We start from the raw sequence: 16,101 nt of genomic DNA, 5'->3' as shown, positions 1-16,101 counted from the left end.
GTGTCCGCGGCATGGATGCCGCGGCCAAGCCCCCGGGGACGGGTTCACGGCGTCCCCCGCGAATCCACCCCGCCCGGCCAAGCAAGGCTTCTGCTCTCAAAACATCCAGCCACGAGGGGCTCAGCCGTTCGCCGCCAACTCAGCATCCAGCGCGCGCAGCCGATCCACGGTCCCGACATCGGTCCAACGCCCGCGATGGTGCTGCCCCGTCATCAACCCCTGCGCCATGAAATGCTTCTGCAACGGCACCACCGAGAACTTCGGCGGAACACGCTCGCTACCCGGCGCATCGCCGATCACCGTGTGCCAGTCGGCCACGATGGAGGGGCGATACACGCCGATGCCGGCATAGGTCAGGCACGGCCCTGCGCGGTCGTGGTGCAGCAGGCCCTGCGCATCGAGTCGGTAGTCACCGTCGGGGTGTTGCGCCGGATTGTCGACCAGCACCAGGTGTGCCTGGCCCTGCGGCTCGCGCGGCAGCGTGGCGAAATCGAAATCGGTCCAGATATCGCCGTTCACCACCAGGAACGGGGCATCGCCCAGCACCGGCAATGCGTTGAGGATGCCGCCGCCGGTTTCCAGCGGGGTCTGCCCTTCGTAAAGGAAATGCAGACGCAGGCCCCACTGGCTGCCATCACCCAGCGTCGCCGGGAACTGCTCGGCCAGCCACGCGGTGTTGACCACTACCTCGCGCACGCCGAGCGCCGCCAGGCGTTCCAGGTGCCAGACGATCAACGGCTTGCCGGCCACTTCCAGCAGCGGCTTGGGTGTGTGCAGGGTCAGCGGGCGCATGCGCTCGCCGAGCCCGGCGGCAAACACCAGCGCCTTCATCGGGCCACACGCATTGGTGCGCCCAGGTCGGCCAGCGCCGGCTTGATGCGGTTTTCCAGCAGCTGCTGCAGGGGGGCCAGCTCGCGATAGCGTGGCAGCACTTCATCCAGATAGCCGATGAAGCGCGGTGCGTCGTCCAGGTAATGGCCCTTGTTGTCGCGGTAGCGCAGGCGGCAGAACAGGCCGAGGATCTTCACGTGGCGCTGGATGCCCATCCAGTCGGCATCGCGCAGGAAGGTGGCGCGGTCGGGCACCGGCAGGCCGGCGTCGCGCGCGCGTTCGTGGTACTGCGCCAGCCACTCGTCAACGCGCTGCAGCGGCCAGCTCAGGAAGGCGTCCTTGAACAGGCTCACCGCGTCGTAGGCGATCGGGCCACGCACCAGGTCCTGGAAATCCAGCACCGCGGGGCCGTCGTCGACCGGCATCAGGTTGCGCGGCATGTAATCGCGGTGGGTCATCAGCTGGGCCTGGCCCAGCGCGTTGTCCATCAACCGGCGATGCACCCGCTGCAGCCCCTCGAGCTCACCGCAGTCCAGTTCCAGGTTCAGGTGCCGCTGCAGGAACCATTCGTCGAACAGCCCGGCATCGCGTTGCAGCAGCGCCTCGCCGAACTGGCCGAAGTCGGCTGGCACCGCAATCGCCTGCAGGCGCAGCAGCTGTTCGATCGAGCGGCCAAACCATTCATCGGCATTGCGCGCGTCGAGGATCCTGGCCAGGGTCGGACCGCCGAGATCTTCCAGCAGCAGGAAGCCGGCCTCCAGGTCCTGTGCCAACAGCGCGGGCACGCGCAGGCCGTGGTCGTGCAGCAGGCCGCGCATGCGCAGCCACGGCCGCGGATCTTCCAGCCCCGGTGGGGCGTCCATCACGACGTGGCTGCCACGGGTGCTGGTGGTGCGCCAGTAGCTGCGCATGCCGGCATCGACCGAAGCGCGCTCGACCACCGCGCTGGCATCGTCGAGCTGGGTACGGGCCCACTGCAGGCGCCGCGCGCTGCGCTGGGGATCGGAGGCGGGTTCGGTCATGCGGGCATATCCGGGGGCGCTGGGCGCGCCAACGTCGGGAACAGGAAGGGAAGCGGGGACGGGGTCAGCGGCGGCCGCTGAACAGGCGGAGGACGGCCAGCACGGCCACCGCGCCGACCACCGCACCGAGGAAACCGGCCGGTTCGCCGGGGGCGTACCAGCCCATGTACTGGCCGAACCAACCGGCCAGCAGCGCACCGAGGATGCCCAGCACGATGGTCAGCAGGCAGCCCATGCGGTTGTTGCCGGGCATGAAGAAACGCCCGAGCAGGCCGACGAAGAAGCCGACCAGCAGGATGTACAACCAGCTGCTGCTGCCGAACAGACCATTCATGCGCGCGGATTCCGCTTGAGTGTGGACGCAGCCTAGCAAGGCCAGGCTGCGTCCGTCACCGGTGCCGGATCAGCAGCAGCCGTGGTCGCCGTGGCGGGTGCCGCTGTCGGCAGCCACCGGCGAACCGCTGGTCTCGCCACGCAGGCTGGCGGCGTAGTGCTCGCTGATCACCTTGGACACGCAGGCGGTGACCTTCTTGCCCATCGGGATGTGCAGGAACTCATTCGGGCCGTGCGCATTGGAGTGCGGACCGAGCACGCCGGTGATCATGAACTGCGCACCCGGGAACTTCTCACCGAGCATGCCCATGAACGGGATCGAGCCGCCTTCGCCCATGTACATTGCCGGCTTGCCGAAGAAGGCCTGGCTGGCATCGTCGATGGCCTGGGTCAGCCACGGCGCCATGGCCGGGGCGTTCCAGCCGGTGGAGGCCTTTTCCAGGTCCAGGGTGACCTGCGCGCCGTTCGGCGGGTCGCGCAGCAGCGCTTCCTTCAGCAGCTCGCCGCAGGTCTTGCCATCGGCGGTTGGTGGCAGGCGCAGCGACAGCTTCACCGAGGTCTGCGGGCGCAGCACGTTGCCGGCCGATTCCAGCGGCGGCATGCCGCCCACGCCGGTGACCGACAGCGCCGGGCGCCAGGTGCGGTTGAGCACCAGCTCGGTCAGGTCCTCGTTCATCGGACGCAGGCCGTCGACCATGGGGAACTTCTCGAAGATCTCGGTATCGACCACTTCGGCAGCGCGCCTGGCCTGTTCCTGGCGCTCGGCGGGGATTTCGACGTTCATGCCGTCGATCAGGATACGGCCGGTGTCCTGGTCCTCGATGCGCGACAGCAGTTGGCGCAGCAGGCGGAAGCTGGACGGCACAACGCCGGAGGCATCGCCGGAATGCACGCCTTCGTTGAGCACCTTCACGGTGAAGTTGCCGCCGGTCAGGCCGCGCAGCGAGGTGGTGCACCACAGCTGGTCGTAGTTGGCGCAGCCCGAATCCAGGCAGACCACCAGCGAGGGCTTGCCGATGCGCTCGGCCAGGTGGTCGACGTAGGCCGGCAGGTCGTAGCTGCCGGACTCTTCGCAGGCCTCGATCAGCACCACGCAGCGGGCGTGCGGCAGGCCCTGGGCCTGCAGCGCCAGCACCGCGGCCAGCGAGCCGAAGATGGCGTAGCCGTCGTCCGCACCGCCGCGGCCATACAGCTTGTCGCCGCGAAGGACCGGCGTCCACGGGCCGAGATCGTCATCCCAGCCAGTCATTTCCGGCTGCTTGTCCAGATGGCCGTAGAGCAGGATGGTGTCGTCGCCGGTTTCGGCGCCGGTCGCTGGAATTTCCAGGAAGATCAGCGGCGTGCGGCCTTCCAGGCGCACCACTTCAACCTTCAGGCCGGGCAGCTGCTGGGCCCTGGCCCAGTTCTCCATCAGGGTGACCGCCTGTTCCATATAGCCGTTCTGCACCCAATTGGCGTCGAACATCGGCGACTTGTTGGGAATGCGGATGTAGTCGACCAACTGCGGGACGATTTCGCTGTCCCACTTGTCATTGACGAATTGGCCGAGCTTGGCGCTGTCCATCTGAAACTCCGGTTGCATGGGCTGATCCGGCCATTCTACGCCTGTGCCATGGGTAGGGTTTTTCCTACATCACGTCGGGTATTTGGCTGGCTTACGGAAATCCGGGAAACCGATAGGCTGTGCACATGTGGTGACGGACACTGTTCCTGCCGACGGGATTGCCGGTCGGGGCGGCCAGAATCACAGGGAGATACACGTCGTGCCTTGGAGTGTCGTGTTGAGGGCACTGGTGCTGGTAGTGGGGATCGCTGGGGCGCATGCCGCCGAACCGATCGACATCAACCGCGCCGATGCCCAGGCGCTGCAGCAGGGATTGACGATGGTCGGAGCCGCCAAGGCCGAGGCGATCGTCGAGCACCGGCGCAGACACGGCCCGTTTCATCGCGTCGAGGACCTGGCGCAGGTGAAGGGGATAGGGAAAGCGATCGTCGAACGGAATCGACAGCGGATCACCGTAGGCAACAGGTTGTTGCCGGCGGATCCGGTACCCGGATCGGTACCGGTGCGGACCGTACCCAGGCGCTGACAGCAGGAATCGTCGGAACCGGCAGGAGGCTGGTTCAGCGGTCGCGGACAGGAAGGCCGTGACCACCGACCGCCGCAGGACGCGGCACCAATCACCAGGATGGTGGCATCACAGACCTGTGGAAGGGGCTGAGATACAAACAGGACAGACGCGGCCGCGTGCAGGATGCAACGCTGCCCCCACAGCGCAGGATGCGAGGGGGCGGCAGCAGGCCGACAAGGACGTAACGATTGCCCGGTACGACACATGGCTGTGTCGCCGGGCAGTTTCATTTCCGGCGCCTGGTTTTGCCGCGGCCACCACGGGCCGATGGTGTACGGTGGCCGCTCTGCATGGAAAGGACCCCCGCTGGATGCTTCCGCACCGCCCCACCACCCTGATGCTCGCCCTGGCACTGGCCCTGCCGCTGCTGGCCCATGCCGCTGCGCCGGCACCGGCTGCCAAGCCCGCAGCTGCCACTGCCGGCACCGCCGAAGTGCGCGGGCCGACCGACCTGAAGCCGGGCGAATACCTGTGGCATCCGGAAATCTCGCCGACCGGCCCGATCGTGCTGGTGGTCAGCCTCGATGAGCAGCGTGCCTACGTCTACCGCAACGGTATTGCCATCGGCCTGACCACGATCAGCTCGGGCAAGGCCGGGCACGAGACACCGACCGGTGTGTTCACCATCCTGCAGAAGGACAAGGACCACAAGTCCAACCTCTACAACAGCGCGCCGATGCCGTACATGCAGCGGCTGACCTGGGACGGCATCGCCCTGCATGGCGGCAGCCTGCCCGGGCATCCGGCCTCGCACGGCTGCGTGCGCCTGCCGCAGGCCTTCGCGCAGAAGCTGTTCAGCGAAACCCAGCGCGGCGATACCGTCGTGGTGGCCGATGCCAAGAGCTCGCCGATGACCCTGGCCTATCCGTCGGTGCTGGCACCGGTCAATGCACGCGGCCAGGTCCTGCCGGAGACGGAGGGTGGGGCGCCGGCACAGGCCTGGTGGAACGACAACGCGGCGCCGACCGGGCAGGTCGGCATCCTGGTCAGCCTGCACGACCAGCGCCTGTACGTGCTGCGCGATGGCGTGATGATCGGCGAGTCGCCGCTGAAGGCCGACGCGCTGCCGGCCTTCCAGGGCACCACCCTGTTCGTGATGGGGCAGGGTTTCAGCGATACGCCCAGCCCGCTGGACGCGAACCAGCGCCTGCACCAGTGGACGGCCTACCCGTTGCTGGGCCAGGACCGCGCCCGGGCCACCCCGGACCTGCTGGCCACGCCCTCGCTGCCGATGGCGCTGCCGGCCGAGTTCGCCCGCCAGCTGTACCAGGTACTGGTGCCGGGCACGACCCTGCTGGTCACCTCGCTGCCGGCGGTCCGCCCAAGCCCGGCTGAATCCGGAATGCAGCCGGTCTTGGAATCCGAGCCGCCAGGGTCCACCCTCAAGGGCAACTGAGTCCCTTCGTTGTGCCCATGACTGCATCCCGCCTGTGCCGGCTGGCCGCGTTCGGCCTGCTGGCGACCTCCGCCAGCGCCCCGGCGCTGGCACAGACGCCCGCCCTCGCCACCAGTGCCGATGATCTGGCTGCCCTGCTGTCGCGCAGTGCGCCCAAGGCCGACCGCCACGTGTTGCAGCTGGCGGCGCACGCCATGCGCTGTGCGTTGCAGCGGCCGGAGCTTGGCATCAACGGTGATCGACTGAGCGTTATCGATTACTCGCGACCGTCCACCGAGCCGCGCCTGTGGGTGTTCGACCTGGCCCACCAGCGCCTGCTGTTCGAGGAATGGGTGGCGCATGGCCGCAACAGCGGCGAGAACCGCACCGAGCACTTCTCCAACCGCGATGGCAGTTTCATGTCCAGCCTCGGCGCGTTCACCGCGCAGGAGACCTACATGGGCGGCAACGGCTATTCGCTGCGCCTGGCCGGGCTGGAGCCGGGCTTCAATGACCGCGCGCGCGATCGCGCGATCGTCATCCACGGCGCGCCGTATGTGAACCCGGCCACCGCGCAGTTGCAGGGGCGGCTGGGCCGCAGCCTGGGCTGCCCGGCGGTGCGCCTGTCGGTGGCCAAGCCACTGATCGATGCGTTGCGTGGCGGCACGATGGTGTTCGCCTATTACCCCGACCAGGACTGGTTGAAACACTCGCAGCTGCTGGCCGGCGGGTGCGGCGGCCAGGGCACGCTCGCCACGCGGTGATGCACGATGGCGCGCGGCGTGATGCAATGCGCCGATGAACGTCGACTCCCTGCTGCACACTCCGAGCCGGGTGATCTCCCACCTGGACTATCGCCGCGAACGCTGGCGCAACGGCCTGGGCTGGACCCGCGAGATCCTGCGTCTGCCCGCGCAGGGCGACGACTGGGCGCTGCGCCTGTCGGTGGCCGAGATCGAGCAGGACGCGGCGTTCTCCGCCTTCCCCGGCGTGGAGCGCGAACTGGTGCTGCTGCAGGGCAATGGCGTGTGTCTTCGCTTCGAGGATGGCCGTCTGGCGGAAGTCCTGCCGCCGCACGGGCGCGTGCGCTTTGCCGGCGAGGAAACGCTGCACGGCGAACTGGTCGACGGCACCACGCACGACTTCAACCTGATGTGGAAGCGCGACCTGCTGCAGGCCGAACTCCTGCACCGGCCACTGGTGGGCAGCATGTTCTTCTTCTGCGAACCAGGTGTTGCCTGGGCGCTTTACCTGTTGGCCGGTCATGCCGAGTTCGGTGCCGACAGTGGCCTGCCGCCGCTGCAGGCCGGCGATACCGCGTGGCTGTCAGCGGGTGAACGGCAGCGGCACGCGTTGCAGGGCGGGGGCGAGTTGTTGGCGATCCGGGTGAGTGCGGCAGAGGGATGATTCCTGGGCGCCTGTTGGCGATATCCACGCATGGCGTGGATCTACTGCACATGCGGTTGCCACCCTGCCTGGACGCGCCGTCCAGTAGATCCACGCCATGCGTGGATGGGGCCACCGACACCGCGTCATGATGCGAACCAAGGTTCGCACCCACCAGAAAGCGGTTCGCACGCGTCGATGCCGTTCAGTAGATCCACGCCATGCGTGGATGGGGCCGCCAATGTCGCGTCATGGTGCGAACCAAGGTTCGCACCCACCAGGAGGCAGCTCGAACCCGCTGTAGATCCACGCCATGCGTGGATGCGGCGACCTCAATACACATCGCGCCGGTAACGACCGGCCAGCAGTAGCGCTTCCTTGTCCGCAGTCCCCAGCACCTGCTCGATCACCGCATCCACCGCCGGGGCCATGCCCTGCAGGCTGCCACAGACCAGGATCGTCGCGCCTTCATCCACCCACTGCCGCAGTGTTGCTGCTTCGGCCAGCAGGCGGTCCTGCACATAGCGATGCACACCGCCATCGCGGCTGAACACAGCATCCAGCCGCGCCAGCGTGCCGTCGGCCAGCATCGCCTGCAGCTCTTCGCCGAAATGGAAGTCATGCGCGGCGGTGCGCTCGCCGAACAGCAGCCAGGTACGGCGCGCGCCACTGCGTACGCGTTCGTGCAGGTGTGCGCGCAGGCCGGCGATGCCGGTGCCGTTGCCGATCAGCAGCAGCGGTACCTCGGCGGCGACGCCATGGAAATTGTCGTTGCGGCGCAGGCGCAGTTGCACCGGTTCGCCAAGTGCGGCGTGGTCGCACAGCCAGCCGCTGCCGATGCCGGGTGTTCCATCGGCGCGTAGCTGGCGACGCAGCAGCAGCTCCACCGCGCCGTCGGCCATCACTGAGGCGATGGAGTACTCGCGATGCGGCAGCGGCTGCAGGGTCGCCAGCAGCGCGGGCAGATCGCCCGGGGGGACCAATGAAGGCAGGTGCGAGTGCGCGACGCGTGCCAGCAACGTCTGTCCGTCATCCAGCACCCTGTCCGCATCGAAGCGCTGTGCGTCCAGCCAGGCACGCACGGTGTGCGACGCATGCTGCGGGCCGATCTCGGCGATGTCGCCGGCCTGCCACTGCACATCTGCGCCGGCCGGTGGCCGCAGGCGCAACCAGTACACTGGACCGCCGGGGCTGCCCGGGTTCAGATGTTCGCGCTGCAGCAGCGTCCACGGCTGGTATTCGGCCGGGCTCCAGTCGGGCAGTTCACTGGCGCCACCACCGAGTTGTCCCAGCAGCTGTTGCCAATGACGCAGCGCTGCCGGATCGGCGTTGTCGACCTCGATCGCATCGAACAGCGGATGCGCGCCGTGCTGCCGCAGCCATTGGTCAAGCTGGTGGCCGAATCCGCAGAAGTGGCCGTAGCTGCGGTCGCCCAGCGCGAGCACGCCGTAGTGCAGGTGCGGCAGTGAAGGCGACGAGACCATGACATCGCGCAGGAACGGCAGCGCGTGGTCAGGCGGATCGCCCTCACCGGTGGTGCTGGCGATGAACAATGCACGCTGGCTGCCGGCCAGCAAGGCGGCGTCGACCTCATGCAGACCGCGCACGCGCACCGGCACGCCGGCACCACGCAATGCCTCGCCACTGCGTTCGGCCAGTTCGCGGGCGAAGCCGGTCTGGCTGGACCAGACCAGCAGGATCGGTGCGGCATCGCCGAAGGCAGCATGGTCGCGCGGTCGCCCACGCCACCACAGTGCGGCGCAGGCCAGCGCATACAACGCCGTAGCGAGCACCGCGATCTGCGACTGCCGCGCCGGTGGCGCGCCCTGCCACCAGGCTTCGCCCAGATGCAGCCGCAGCAGCGCCCAGCCGATCACTGCCAGCAGGAACAGCACCAGAGCGTTGCCGAGCCACGCGCGCGACGGACGGGTGCTCATGCGCCTTGCTCGTCGAGCAGGCGCTGGAAGGCGCTGCTGAGAAATTCGAGTGGGCCATCCGCTGCGCGATGCAGGTAGCGCGCGGCCAGTCCTTCGCGTTCGGCCAGCGCCATGCCGTGCTCGCGGCCGAGTACGGTCAGTGCGGTGGCCCAGGCATCAGCATGCATCGCGTCGTCGGCGACCACCGTCACCGCCGCTGCAACCTGGCGAACCGGCCTGCCGCTGCGCGGGTCGAGGCTGTGGCTGTAGGCCTCGCCATCGGCCTGGTACTGATGCCAGCGATCGCCGGAGGTGGCGACCGCCTTGCCATCCAGCGCCAGCACCCGCAGTGGTGTTTCGGTGTGCGCGTCTTCTTCGGGTGCGGATTCCACCAGCACGCGCCAGGGATGGCCATCCGGTTTGCGGCCGTAGCCGGCCAGCTCGCCGCCGACTTCGATCAGCGCTGCCGCAATGCCTTGCCCACGCAGCCAGGCAGCCACGTGATCGACGCCGAAGCCCTTGGCGATCGCAGAGAGATCCAGTTGCAGTCCGCCCGGCTGCAGCAGCGCATCGCCGCGCCATTGCAGGCGCTGCCAACCGCAGCGCTCGCGCGTGGCCTGTACGGTGGTGGCATCGGGTTGGCGGCGTTCGCCGGCGTGTGCACCGAAGCCCCACAGCGCAACCAGCGGACCGATGGTGGGATCAAAGGCGCCGCCACTGGCGGCAGCGATGGCCTGTGCGCAGGCCAGAACGTGGCGGGTCTCGGCCGGCAGCACGCACCATTGGCCCGCGTTGGCGCGGTTGTAGCGACTCAGGTTCGAGCCGGGCTCCCAGGTGCTCATCTGCGCCACCACCGCATCCAGCCGCGCCTGGATGCCGGCATGCAGTGGATGCAGGTCGCGCTGGCGCGGCGCGACCAGCGACACGCTCCACGTGGTGCCCATGGTGGTGCCGCCGAGGCGGGCGATGTCGAGCTGGGGATCGGTCATGGTGGTCTACCGCAGGCACGATGCCGGGGCCTGCCCGGCATCGCGGTCCACATCTATTACTGCGGCAACACTTCCAGCGTGGCGACGTAGCTCAGGCGGCGCTTGGCGGCCTGCTTCACCGAGGTCTTGTTGTCTTCGGTGCCGGTTTCCAGCCAGTACATGCCGGCTTCCGGCCAGGTCACCTTGATCTCGCCCCTGGCGTCGCTGGTGAGCTTCAGTTCGTCCTGTGCGTTGCGGTAGCGGGTGGCACCCCGCACGATCTCGAACTCCAGGCCAGCGGTCGGCTTGCCATCGACCAGCACGCGGAAGGTGGCTTCCTCGCCGGCGAACAGGTCGTTCGGGTGGCCAACAGCGACCAGCTCGATACCCCGGTTGGTCGGCTTCAGCGCGGTGTCGTTCGGCGCACCGTTGGTGACGAAGGTCTCCACGCGGCCCACCGACTGGCTCAGTTCCAGCTTCTTCGCGTCCTTGGGCAGTTCGCCAAGGGTCGCCACGCTGCCGCGCCAGCGCTTGCGCTCGCCGTTCTGCTCGTAGGTGGCGAACAGGCCGTCATTGACCGACGCGATGCGGTAGGTGCCCGGCTGCTTCAGTTCGATGTCGAACACGCTGCGGTACTTGCCGGTGGTCGCGTTCTGAGGCTGCACGGTGCTGCCGTCCGGCGCGGTGATCACCAGCGATTCCAGTCGCAGCGGCACGTGGTTGAAGTAGAACAGGTCGTTGGAGACCGCACCGTCGACGGTGATCCACGGTGCGTTGCCGGCGATCACGGTCTGCGAGGGCAGCAGCCAGGCCTTGTGGGCCAGGGCGGAGAAGGGAAGGGCAGCGGCCAGGGCGGCGGCGAGGACGAGCGTGCGCTTCATGCGGAAGACTCCAGTGGATGCGGGGTGATGCGGCAAGGAGAAGGGGATTACGACTTAATCCCCTCCGTCCCCTTTTCAGGGTTTGACGGACAGGGTGACCTGACCCAGTTCGGTGGCGCCCTGCGCCTTGCCGTTCTGCGCGGCGGTGGCCGGCCAGGTGAAGGGGATCTTCAGCAGTTCGCGGCCGCCGACTTCGCGCACCGCCTCCACCACCAGGGTGTAGTTGCCCGGGGCCAGCTGCTTCAGTGCCGGCTGCCTGTCGCTGAACGACAGTGCGTGCTTGCCGGCCGGGCGGGTCGGGCCGGTCACGCCGTCCACCGGCACCTGCAGGGTACGGCCACTCTTGCGCCACCACTGGCGCAGGTCGGGCAGCCACTTGGTGCCGTGGCCCTCGCTGTTGCTGGTCTGCTGGTACCAGACCGACAGGTTGGCCGCGACCTTCTGGTCGGCGCCTTCCAGCCACACCGCCACATACGGGCGGTGGTACTCGGCCACGTTGAGCTTGGGCACTTCGACGTTGATGTCGAGGGTGGTGGCATAGGCCGGCGAGGTGGCCAGCAGGCCGCTGAGGGCGATGGTCAGGGTGACGCGCATGGGGCGGCTCCGGAGGAACGGATGGAATTCACGGTGGAAGTCAGTGGATCAGCAGCAGGGCGATCAACAGCGGGATCATCAGGCCGAGGCCGACCAGCGGCCAGGTCATGCGCCGTTGCCGCGCATGCAGGTGCAGCAGGAACAGGCCGGTGATGCAGAACACCAGGCAGGCCACGGCGAACAGGTCCAGGAACCATCCCCACGCCGGGCCTGCGTTGCGGCCCTTGTGCAGGTCATTGAGGTAGGAGACCACGCCGCGCGAGGTCGATTCGTACTCCACCGCGCCGGTTTCGCGGTCGATGCTCAGCCAGGCGTCGCCACCGGGGCGCGGCAGCGACAGGTAGATCTCCTCGGCCGACCACTCGGCCGGGCGCCCACCGATGGCGATGCCCAGCTGCGTGTCCAGCCATTGCCGGGCCGGGCGCGGAATCGGCGCGTTGCCGTCCTCGCGCGTGCCCAGCTGGCCCAGCAGCGCGGCCGGCAGTTCCAGGTGCTGGTTCTGCACCTGGGGTTTGGCCTCGATCTTCGCGGCATGGTTAAGAGTCAGGCCGGTCACCGCGAACAGCAGCATGCCGATCAGGCAAACCGCGGAGCTGATCCAGTGCCACTGGTGCAGCGTCCGCAGCCAGAAGCCACGGTTCTGTTGCTGCTGCACGGTGGAAGAGGCAGGACGGCTCACGGCACGGTTCGAAGCGGACGGGGACTGCCCATTACATCATTGATGAGAATAGCTCGCAATTGCGTGTCGTTCTGTATCCCGGAGCAGGCATTCCGGGGTGCCGGCCAGCGGCCGGCACTACCGATCGGTAGATCCACGCCATGCGTGGAGCAGGAGCAGGGCGCGGCGATCAGAACTTCGCGTTCAGCGAAATCCAGTAGCTGCGCCGCTGGTCCTTGGTCGCATAGTCGTCCACGCAGTTGAATTCGCTCTGGCTGATCAACAGGCACGACTGCGAGACAAAATCCTTGTCGAGCAGGTTGTTGACCCGCGCGTTCACCGTCAGCCAGGGCGTGGCCTTCCAGCTGCCACCGAGATGGAAGATCGTGTAGTCCTCGTAGTAGCGGGCGTTGCTGGCGCCGTTGGCATCCAGCAGCGTGTCGCGGTAGCGGTCGTAGCGGCCCTCACCGATCAGCGACAGGCTGACCGCTTCATTGATCTGCCAGTTGAGGCTGGCGTTGGCCATGTGTCTTGCCGGCATGGTGCCGCTGATCGGCAACCCCTTCTGTGCGCCACTGGTCTGCTCACTCTTCGTCCAGGTGTAGTTGCCGCGCAGCTGCAGAGTGTCGAGCAGGTCGACATGCGCGGCCAGTTCGGCACCGCGGGTCTCGGCCTTGTCGATGTTCACGCTCTGGGTGAAGGTGCTGTAGCCCAGTGCCGCCCAACCCGGGCCGATGTCCACGCAGTAGCCGCTGCCGACGCGCGCCACTTCGCAGTTGGGGAAGGTGCCGCCGCTGGCGATCTTGTCTTCGAACGTGTTGAAGAAGCCGGTGACGTTGAAGCCCCAGCGCTGGCCCTCGTAGTAGGCGGCCAGCTCGTAGTTGGTGCTGGTTTCAGGCTTCAGGTTCGGCGAACCCACCAACGGCAGCACGCCCTGGCCACCGAAGCCGGTGATGCCCGGGAACAGCTGGTCCGGTCGCGGGGTCTTGTAGCCGGTGCTGACGCCGCCCTTGAAGGTCCACGCATCGCTGGCGTTCCACACCAGGTAGCCACGCGGACTGACGTGGCTGCCGAACACGTTGTGGTCGTCGTAGCGCAGGCCGAAGGTGGCGGTGAGGGTGTCGGTCAGCGCCCAGTTGTCCTCGGCGAACAGCGCCCACATGCGGTGCTTCTGCCTGGTGTTGCTGCGGTAGCCAGCGCCATCCATGCCGAACACGCCATCGACCATGTCAGTGTTGTTGTACTGGCCACCCACGGTCAGCTTGTGTGCGCCGAAGTCCAGGTCGAGCATCGTGTCGAGCACGTAGCCTTCCAGTTCCATGGTGCGCAGCGGGCGCGGCAGGAACGCCTGCAGGCGCGCCATCTCGCTGGGATGGAGTGCGGCCAGCGCATTGCCACGGCCGGCCGCGCAGTTGTTGGAAGCGCCGGTGCGACGGCAGACGTCATTCCACAGCGTCTGCAGGTTGGCACGCTCGTCCAGGGTCAGCGGCAAAGAACGGCCGAGATTGCTGCTCTTGCTGTGGGTCAGCGAAGTCTGCCAGGTGCCGAAGCTGTAGCGGCCCTGGTGGGTCAACGATAGCTGATCGCGCTCGTAGCGCTGGTAGGCGGTGTAGCCCACGCGCGGCTGCACCACACGGCGGGTGACGGTGCCGCTGCCGTTCGGGTTGGGGATCACCGCATTGCCGACGCGCCACAGGCTGGCCAGGCTGTCCAGCGTGCCGGTCTGGCCTTCGCGGTTGTCGTACTTCTGCCGAGACACGTCGTAGTCCAGCCACAGTTCGTGGTCATCGTTGACATGGAAGTCCAGGCGCACCCCGGTATTCCAGTTGGTGTTGGCGACCGACTTGCCGCCACCGCCGAAGCCGATGCTGCGCTCCCACAGGCTGCCGTCGGGCAGGGACAATGCATCCCATTCGGGGTTGGATGCCTTGGCATCGTAGTAGCTGCCGCGTAGTGCCAGGCTGAGGCGATCCTTCAGCAGTGGGCCGCTGAGGTAGAGGTCGGTGGTGCGCGCATCGCCGAACTGGTCGTCCTGCTGCACGGTGAAGCTCTGGCTGACCGAGCCGTGCCAGCTGTCCTGGTTGCGGCGGGTGATGATGTTGATGACGCCGCCCATCGCGTCCGAGCCGTACAGCGTGGACATCGGCCCGCGCACGACTTCGATGCGTTCGATCGCCTCCAGCGGCGGCAGGTAGGCGAACTGGCCGCCACCGAAGTTGTTCGGATAGATCTGGCCGACATTGCTCTGGCGGCGGCCGTCGATCAGCACCAAGGTGTACTCGGACGGCAGGCCGCGCATCGACACGGTGGCGCGGCCGTTCTTGTCGGTCGCTTCCAGGCCCACGTCGATGCCTTCGACGTCGCGCAGCGCGTCGACCAGGCTGGTATAGGGGCGCTTGCTCAGTTCCTCGCGGCTGACCACGCTGATGCTGGCCGGGGCATCGATCACCTTCTGTTCGAAGCCGGAGGCAGTGACCACCACCTTGTCCAGCGTCTGCGGTGCGCCGGCGGCGTCACCGTGGGCGAAGGCGGGGCTGGCGAAAGCCGCCAGCACGGCGCTGGTCAGCAGGGTACGGGACAGGGACGAACGGACACGATGGCGCTGGGCCATGGCAGTTACCTCGAAGGATGCAGGGTGGCGCGATGCCGTGCGCGAAGGGCGCGGCAGGCACGGAAGGCCCGGTCAGGGGCGGCAGGGATGAAGCAGACAGCGGCGTGCAGGCGCGACCGCGCGGGCGGTCACGCCAGGCCGTGGATCAGGCGAGCGGCGGCGCCTGGCCGCGTTGCTGGCGGCGCCCGGGCGCATCGGCCCAGGGCGTGTCCGGAGCGGCCAGCGGCCAGTCCGGGCGCACGCCGGGCATGGCCGGCGTGGCGGGTACGAGTTCGAGTTCAGTGCGCAGCCAGTGGCTGGCCAGCAGCAACGGCGGGTGTGCCTGCTCGGCCGCTTTCACCGGGGTGGCGGCACAGCGGCGCAGCTTGGCCGGCGCCTCTTCCTGCAGGGGGCTTTCGCCACCGCGCTCTTCCAGCGGCATCTGCATGGCCATTCCGGCCTGGGCCTGTGGCAGCAGTGGCAGGGTGCCCAGCAGCAACGCCAGCATCGCCACCCATGCCAGCAGGCTGGCCAGCGCCGGACGCTGGCCGCGCATGGCGGTGCCCATCTTGCGATGGATGAGTGGGCGAGGGCGAAGCGGACGCAGCAAGCAGGGGTCCCCAGGGGTCTGCCGGCAGCGGCCGGCACCAACGGGGCGTGATTGTAATGAGAGCCGTTAGCTGTTGCAAATGAGAATGATTGCCAAAATGCCGCAGGCCGGCCCGGCAAGGCTCAGACTTCGCTCCAGCGCCGCAAAAGGTTGTGGTACACGCCGGTCAGCTGCAGGATCGCCTCGGCGTCGCCGCCGGTCTGCCGCAGGCGCTCGATCGAGCCATCCATTTCCCACAACAGGCGGCGCTGCACGTCGTCGCGGATCATGCTCTGCACCCAGAAGAAAGAAGCCACGCGTGCGCCCCTGGTAACCGGCCGCACCTGGTGCAGGCTGCTGGACGGATACACGACCAGGTCGCCGGCCGGCAGCTTCACTTCGTGCTCGCCGTAGGTGTCGCTGATGATCAGCTCGCCGCCTTCGTACTCCTCGGGCGCGGACAGGAACAGGGTGCAGGAGATGTCCGAGCGCAGCTGCTCGCCATTGGCCAGGTTCATCACCGCACCATCGACGTGGTAGCCATAGGCGCCGCCACCGCTGTAGCGGTTGAAGCGCGGCGGCAGGTACTTCAGCGGCAGCGCGGCGCTGAAGAACAGCGGGTGCCGGGCCAGCGCGACGAGGATGATCTCGCCCAGTTCGCGGCGCAGCGGGGAAGCCTCGGGCAGCTGCTGGTTGTGCTTGGCCTGTGCGCCCAGATGCCCCACGGTTTCGCGGCCATCGGTCCAATCGGCGTCGTCGAGGCGGCGCCGGAAGCCGGCGACCTGGTCGGCGCTGAGAATGTCGGGGATGTGCAGCAGCATGCGGG

16 protein-coding genes are annotated in these 16,101 nt (G+C 67.8%); 4 read left to right on the top strand and 12 right to left on the bottom strand.

Annotated features, from left to right (window positions below; all coding sequences use genetic code 11):
- Positions 1-120: 120 nt before the first annotated feature.
- The 4 genes from murU to HMPREF3114_RS09805 form a co-directional block, all read right to left on the bottom strand.
- A complete protein-coding gene (gene murU / locus HMPREF3114_RS09820; RefSeq protein ID WP_070489681.1) occupies positions 121-831 on the bottom strand; it encodes an N-acetylmuramate alpha-1-phosphate uridylyltransferase MurU in 711 nt (236 codons plus the stop codon).
- Complete coding sequence (locus HMPREF3114_RS09815; RefSeq protein ID WP_053496830.1) at positions 828-1,853, bottom strand: aminoglycoside phosphotransferase family protein; 1,026 nt, start codon at positions 1,851-1,853, stop codon at positions 828-830. Before HMPREF3114_RS09815 ends, murU begins: the two co-directional genes overlap by 4 nt.
- 64 nt (positions 1,854-1,917) lie before the next feature.
- A complete protein-coding gene (locus HMPREF3114_RS09810; RefSeq protein WP_005415577.1) occupies positions 1,918-2,187 on the bottom strand; it encodes a GlsB/YeaQ/YmgE family stress response membrane protein in 270 nt (89 codons plus the stop codon).
- Positions 2,188-2,256: 69 nt separating this feature from the next.
- A complete protein-coding gene (locus tag HMPREF3114_RS09805) occupies positions 2,257-3,750 on the bottom strand; it encodes a M20 family metallopeptidase (RefSeq protein ID WP_053496832.1) in 1,494 nt (497 codons plus the stop codon).
- A gap of 199 nt (positions 3,751-3,949) precedes the next feature.
- On the opposite strand from HMPREF3114_RS09805, the gene HMPREF3114_RS09800 reads away from it, so the two are divergent.
- The 4 genes from HMPREF3114_RS09800 (at position 3,950) to HMPREF3114_RS09785 (ending at position 7,100) form a co-directional block, all read left to right on the top strand.
- Positions 3,950-4,276 carry a ComEA family DNA-binding protein gene (locus tag HMPREF3114_RS09800; protein ID WP_032953992.1) on the top strand — a complete coding sequence of 109 codons (327 nt, stop codon included), beginning with the start codon at positions 3,950-3,952 and terminating at the stop codon, positions 4,274-4,276.
- Positions 4,277-4,628: 352 nt separating this feature from the next.
- On the top strand, positions 4,629-5,714 hold the full coding sequence (locus HMPREF3114_RS09795; protein ID WP_053496834.1) for a L,D-transpeptidase: 1,086 nt from the start codon (positions 4,629-4,631) through the stop codon (positions 5,712-5,714).
- 17 nt (positions 5,715-5,731) lie between these two features.
- Complete coding sequence (locus tag HMPREF3114_RS09790) at positions 5,732-6,457, top strand: murein L,D-transpeptidase catalytic domain family protein (protein ID WP_010483599.1); 726 nt, start codon at positions 5,732-5,734, stop codon at positions 6,455-6,457.
- Between the two features lie 34 nt (positions 6,458-6,491).
- Positions 6,492-7,100, top strand: a complete 609-nt coding sequence (locus HMPREF3114_RS09785) for a HutD/Ves family protein (protein WP_053496835.1) — start codon at positions 6,492-6,494, stop codon at positions 7,098-7,100.
- A gap of 311 nt (positions 7,101-7,411) precedes the next feature.
- Here HMPREF3114_RS09785 and HMPREF3114_RS09780 read toward each other — a convergent pair whose 3' ends face one another.
- The 8 genes from HMPREF3114_RS09780 to HMPREF3114_RS09745 all read right to left on the bottom strand — a co-directional run bounded on the left by HMPREF3114_RS09780 (position 7,412) and on the right by HMPREF3114_RS09745 (position 16,096).
- A complete protein-coding gene (locus tag HMPREF3114_RS09780; RefSeq protein ID WP_053496837.1) occupies positions 7,412-9,016 on the bottom strand; it encodes a sulfite reductase subunit alpha in 1,605 nt (534 codons plus the stop codon).
- Positions 9,013-9,984: an FAD:protein FMN transferase gene (locus tag HMPREF3114_RS09775; protein ID WP_053496839.1), complete on the bottom strand. Its 972-nt coding sequence runs from the start codon at positions 9,982-9,984 to the stop codon at positions 9,013-9,015. Before HMPREF3114_RS09775 ends, HMPREF3114_RS09780 begins: the two co-directional genes overlap by 4 nt.
- A 56-nt stretch (positions 9,985-10,040) precedes the next feature.
- Positions 10,041-10,844: a DUF4198 domain-containing protein gene (locus HMPREF3114_RS09770; RefSeq protein ID WP_053496840.1), complete on the bottom strand. Its 804-nt coding sequence runs from the start codon at positions 10,842-10,844 to the stop codon at positions 10,041-10,043.
- A gap of 75 nt (positions 10,845-10,919) precedes the next feature.
- Positions 10,920-11,438, bottom strand: a complete 519-nt coding sequence (locus HMPREF3114_RS09765) for a DUF2271 domain-containing protein (RefSeq protein ID WP_053496842.1) — start codon at positions 11,436-11,438, stop codon at positions 10,920-10,922.
- 40 nt (positions 11,439-11,478) lie between these two features.
- Positions 11,479-12,117, bottom strand: a complete 639-nt coding sequence (locus HMPREF3114_RS09760) for a PepSY-associated TM helix domain-containing protein (protein WP_053496843.1) — start codon at positions 12,115-12,117, stop codon at positions 11,479-11,481.
- 169 nt (positions 12,118-12,286) lie between these two features.
- Positions 12,287-14,707, bottom strand: coding sequence for a TonB-dependent receptor domain-containing protein (locus HMPREF3114_RS09755; RefSeq protein WP_053496845.1), 2,421 nt, complete (start codon positions 14,705-14,707; stop codon positions 12,287-12,289).
- Positions 14,708-14,852: 145 nt separating this feature from the next.
- Complete coding sequence (locus HMPREF3114_RS09750) at positions 14,853-15,254, bottom strand: hypothetical protein (RefSeq protein ID WP_053496847.1); 402 nt, start codon at positions 15,252-15,254, stop codon at positions 14,853-14,855.
- Positions 15,255-15,418: 164 nt separating this feature from the next.
- On the bottom strand, positions 15,419-16,096 hold the full coding sequence (locus HMPREF3114_RS09745) for a Fe2+-dependent dioxygenase (protein WP_053496849.1): 678 nt from the start codon (positions 16,094-16,096) through the stop codon (positions 15,419-15,421).
- Between the last annotated feature and the right edge of the window lie 5 nt (positions 16,097-16,101).

Origin of the sequence: Stenotrophomonas sp. HMSC10F07 (genome assembly GCF_001807895.1) — a bacterium.
In the GTDB taxonomy this organism is placed as follows: Bacteria; Pseudomonadota; Gammaproteobacteria; order Xanthomonadales; family Xanthomonadaceae; genus Stenotrophomonas; species Stenotrophomonas sepilia.
This window is presented reverse-complemented; position numbering and strand designations above follow the sequence as displayed.

Bases quoted from the DNA above. Each gene is read 5' to 3' on its own strand.
- murU (WP_070489681.1), bottom strand. From the start codon at position 831: ATGAAGGCGCTGGTGTTTGCCGCCGGGCTCGGCGAGCGCATGCGCCCG.
- HMPREF3114_RS09815 (WP_053496830.1), bottom strand. From the start codon at position 1,853: ATGACCGAACCCGCCTCCGATCCCCAGCGCAGCGCGCGGCGCCTGCAG.
- HMPREF3114_RS09810 (WP_005415577.1), bottom strand. From the start codon at position 2,187: ATGAATGGTCTGTTCGGCAGCAGCAGCTGGTTGTACATCCTGCTGGTC.
- HMPREF3114_RS09805 (WP_053496832.1), bottom strand. From the start codon at position 3,750: ATGGACAGCGCCAAGCTCGGCCAATTCGTCAATGACAAGTGGGACAGC.
- HMPREF3114_RS09795 (WP_053496834.1), top strand. From the start codon at position 4,629: ATGCTTCCGCACCGCCCCACCACCCTGATGCTCGCCCTGGCACTGGCC.
- HMPREF3114_RS09790 (WP_010483599.1), top strand. From the start codon at position 5,732: ATGACTGCATCCCGCCTGTGCCGGCTGGCCGCGTTCGGCCTGCTGGCG.
- HMPREF3114_RS09785 (WP_053496835.1), top strand. From the start codon at position 6,492: ATGAACGTCGACTCCCTGCTGCACACTCCGAGCCGGGTGATCTCCCAC.
- HMPREF3114_RS09780 (WP_053496837.1), bottom strand. From the start codon at position 9,016: ATGAGCACCCGTCCGTCGCGCGCGTGGCTCGGCAACGCTCTGGTGCTG.
- HMPREF3114_RS09775 (WP_053496839.1), bottom strand. From the start codon at position 9,984: ATGACCGATCCCCAGCTCGACATCGCCCGCCTCGGCGGCACCACCATG.
- HMPREF3114_RS09770 (WP_053496840.1), bottom strand. From the start codon at position 10,844: ATGAAGCGCACGCTCGTCCTCGCCGCCGCCCTGGCCGCTGCCCTTCCC.
- HMPREF3114_RS09765 (WP_053496842.1), bottom strand. From the start codon at position 11,438: ATGCGCGTCACCCTGACCATCGCCCTCAGCGGCCTGCTGGCCACCTCG.
- HMPREF3114_RS09755 (WP_053496845.1), bottom strand. From the start codon at position 14,707: ATGGCCCAGCGCCATCGTGTCCGTTCGTCCCTGTCCCGTACCCTGCTG.
- HMPREF3114_RS09750 (WP_053496847.1), bottom strand. From the start codon at position 15,254: ATGGGCACCGCCATGCGCGGCCAGCGTCCGGCGCTGGCCAGCCTGCTG.
- HMPREF3114_RS09745 (WP_053496849.1), bottom strand. From the start codon at position 16,096: ATGCTGCTGCACATCCCCGACATTCTCAGCGCCGACCAGGTCGCCGGC.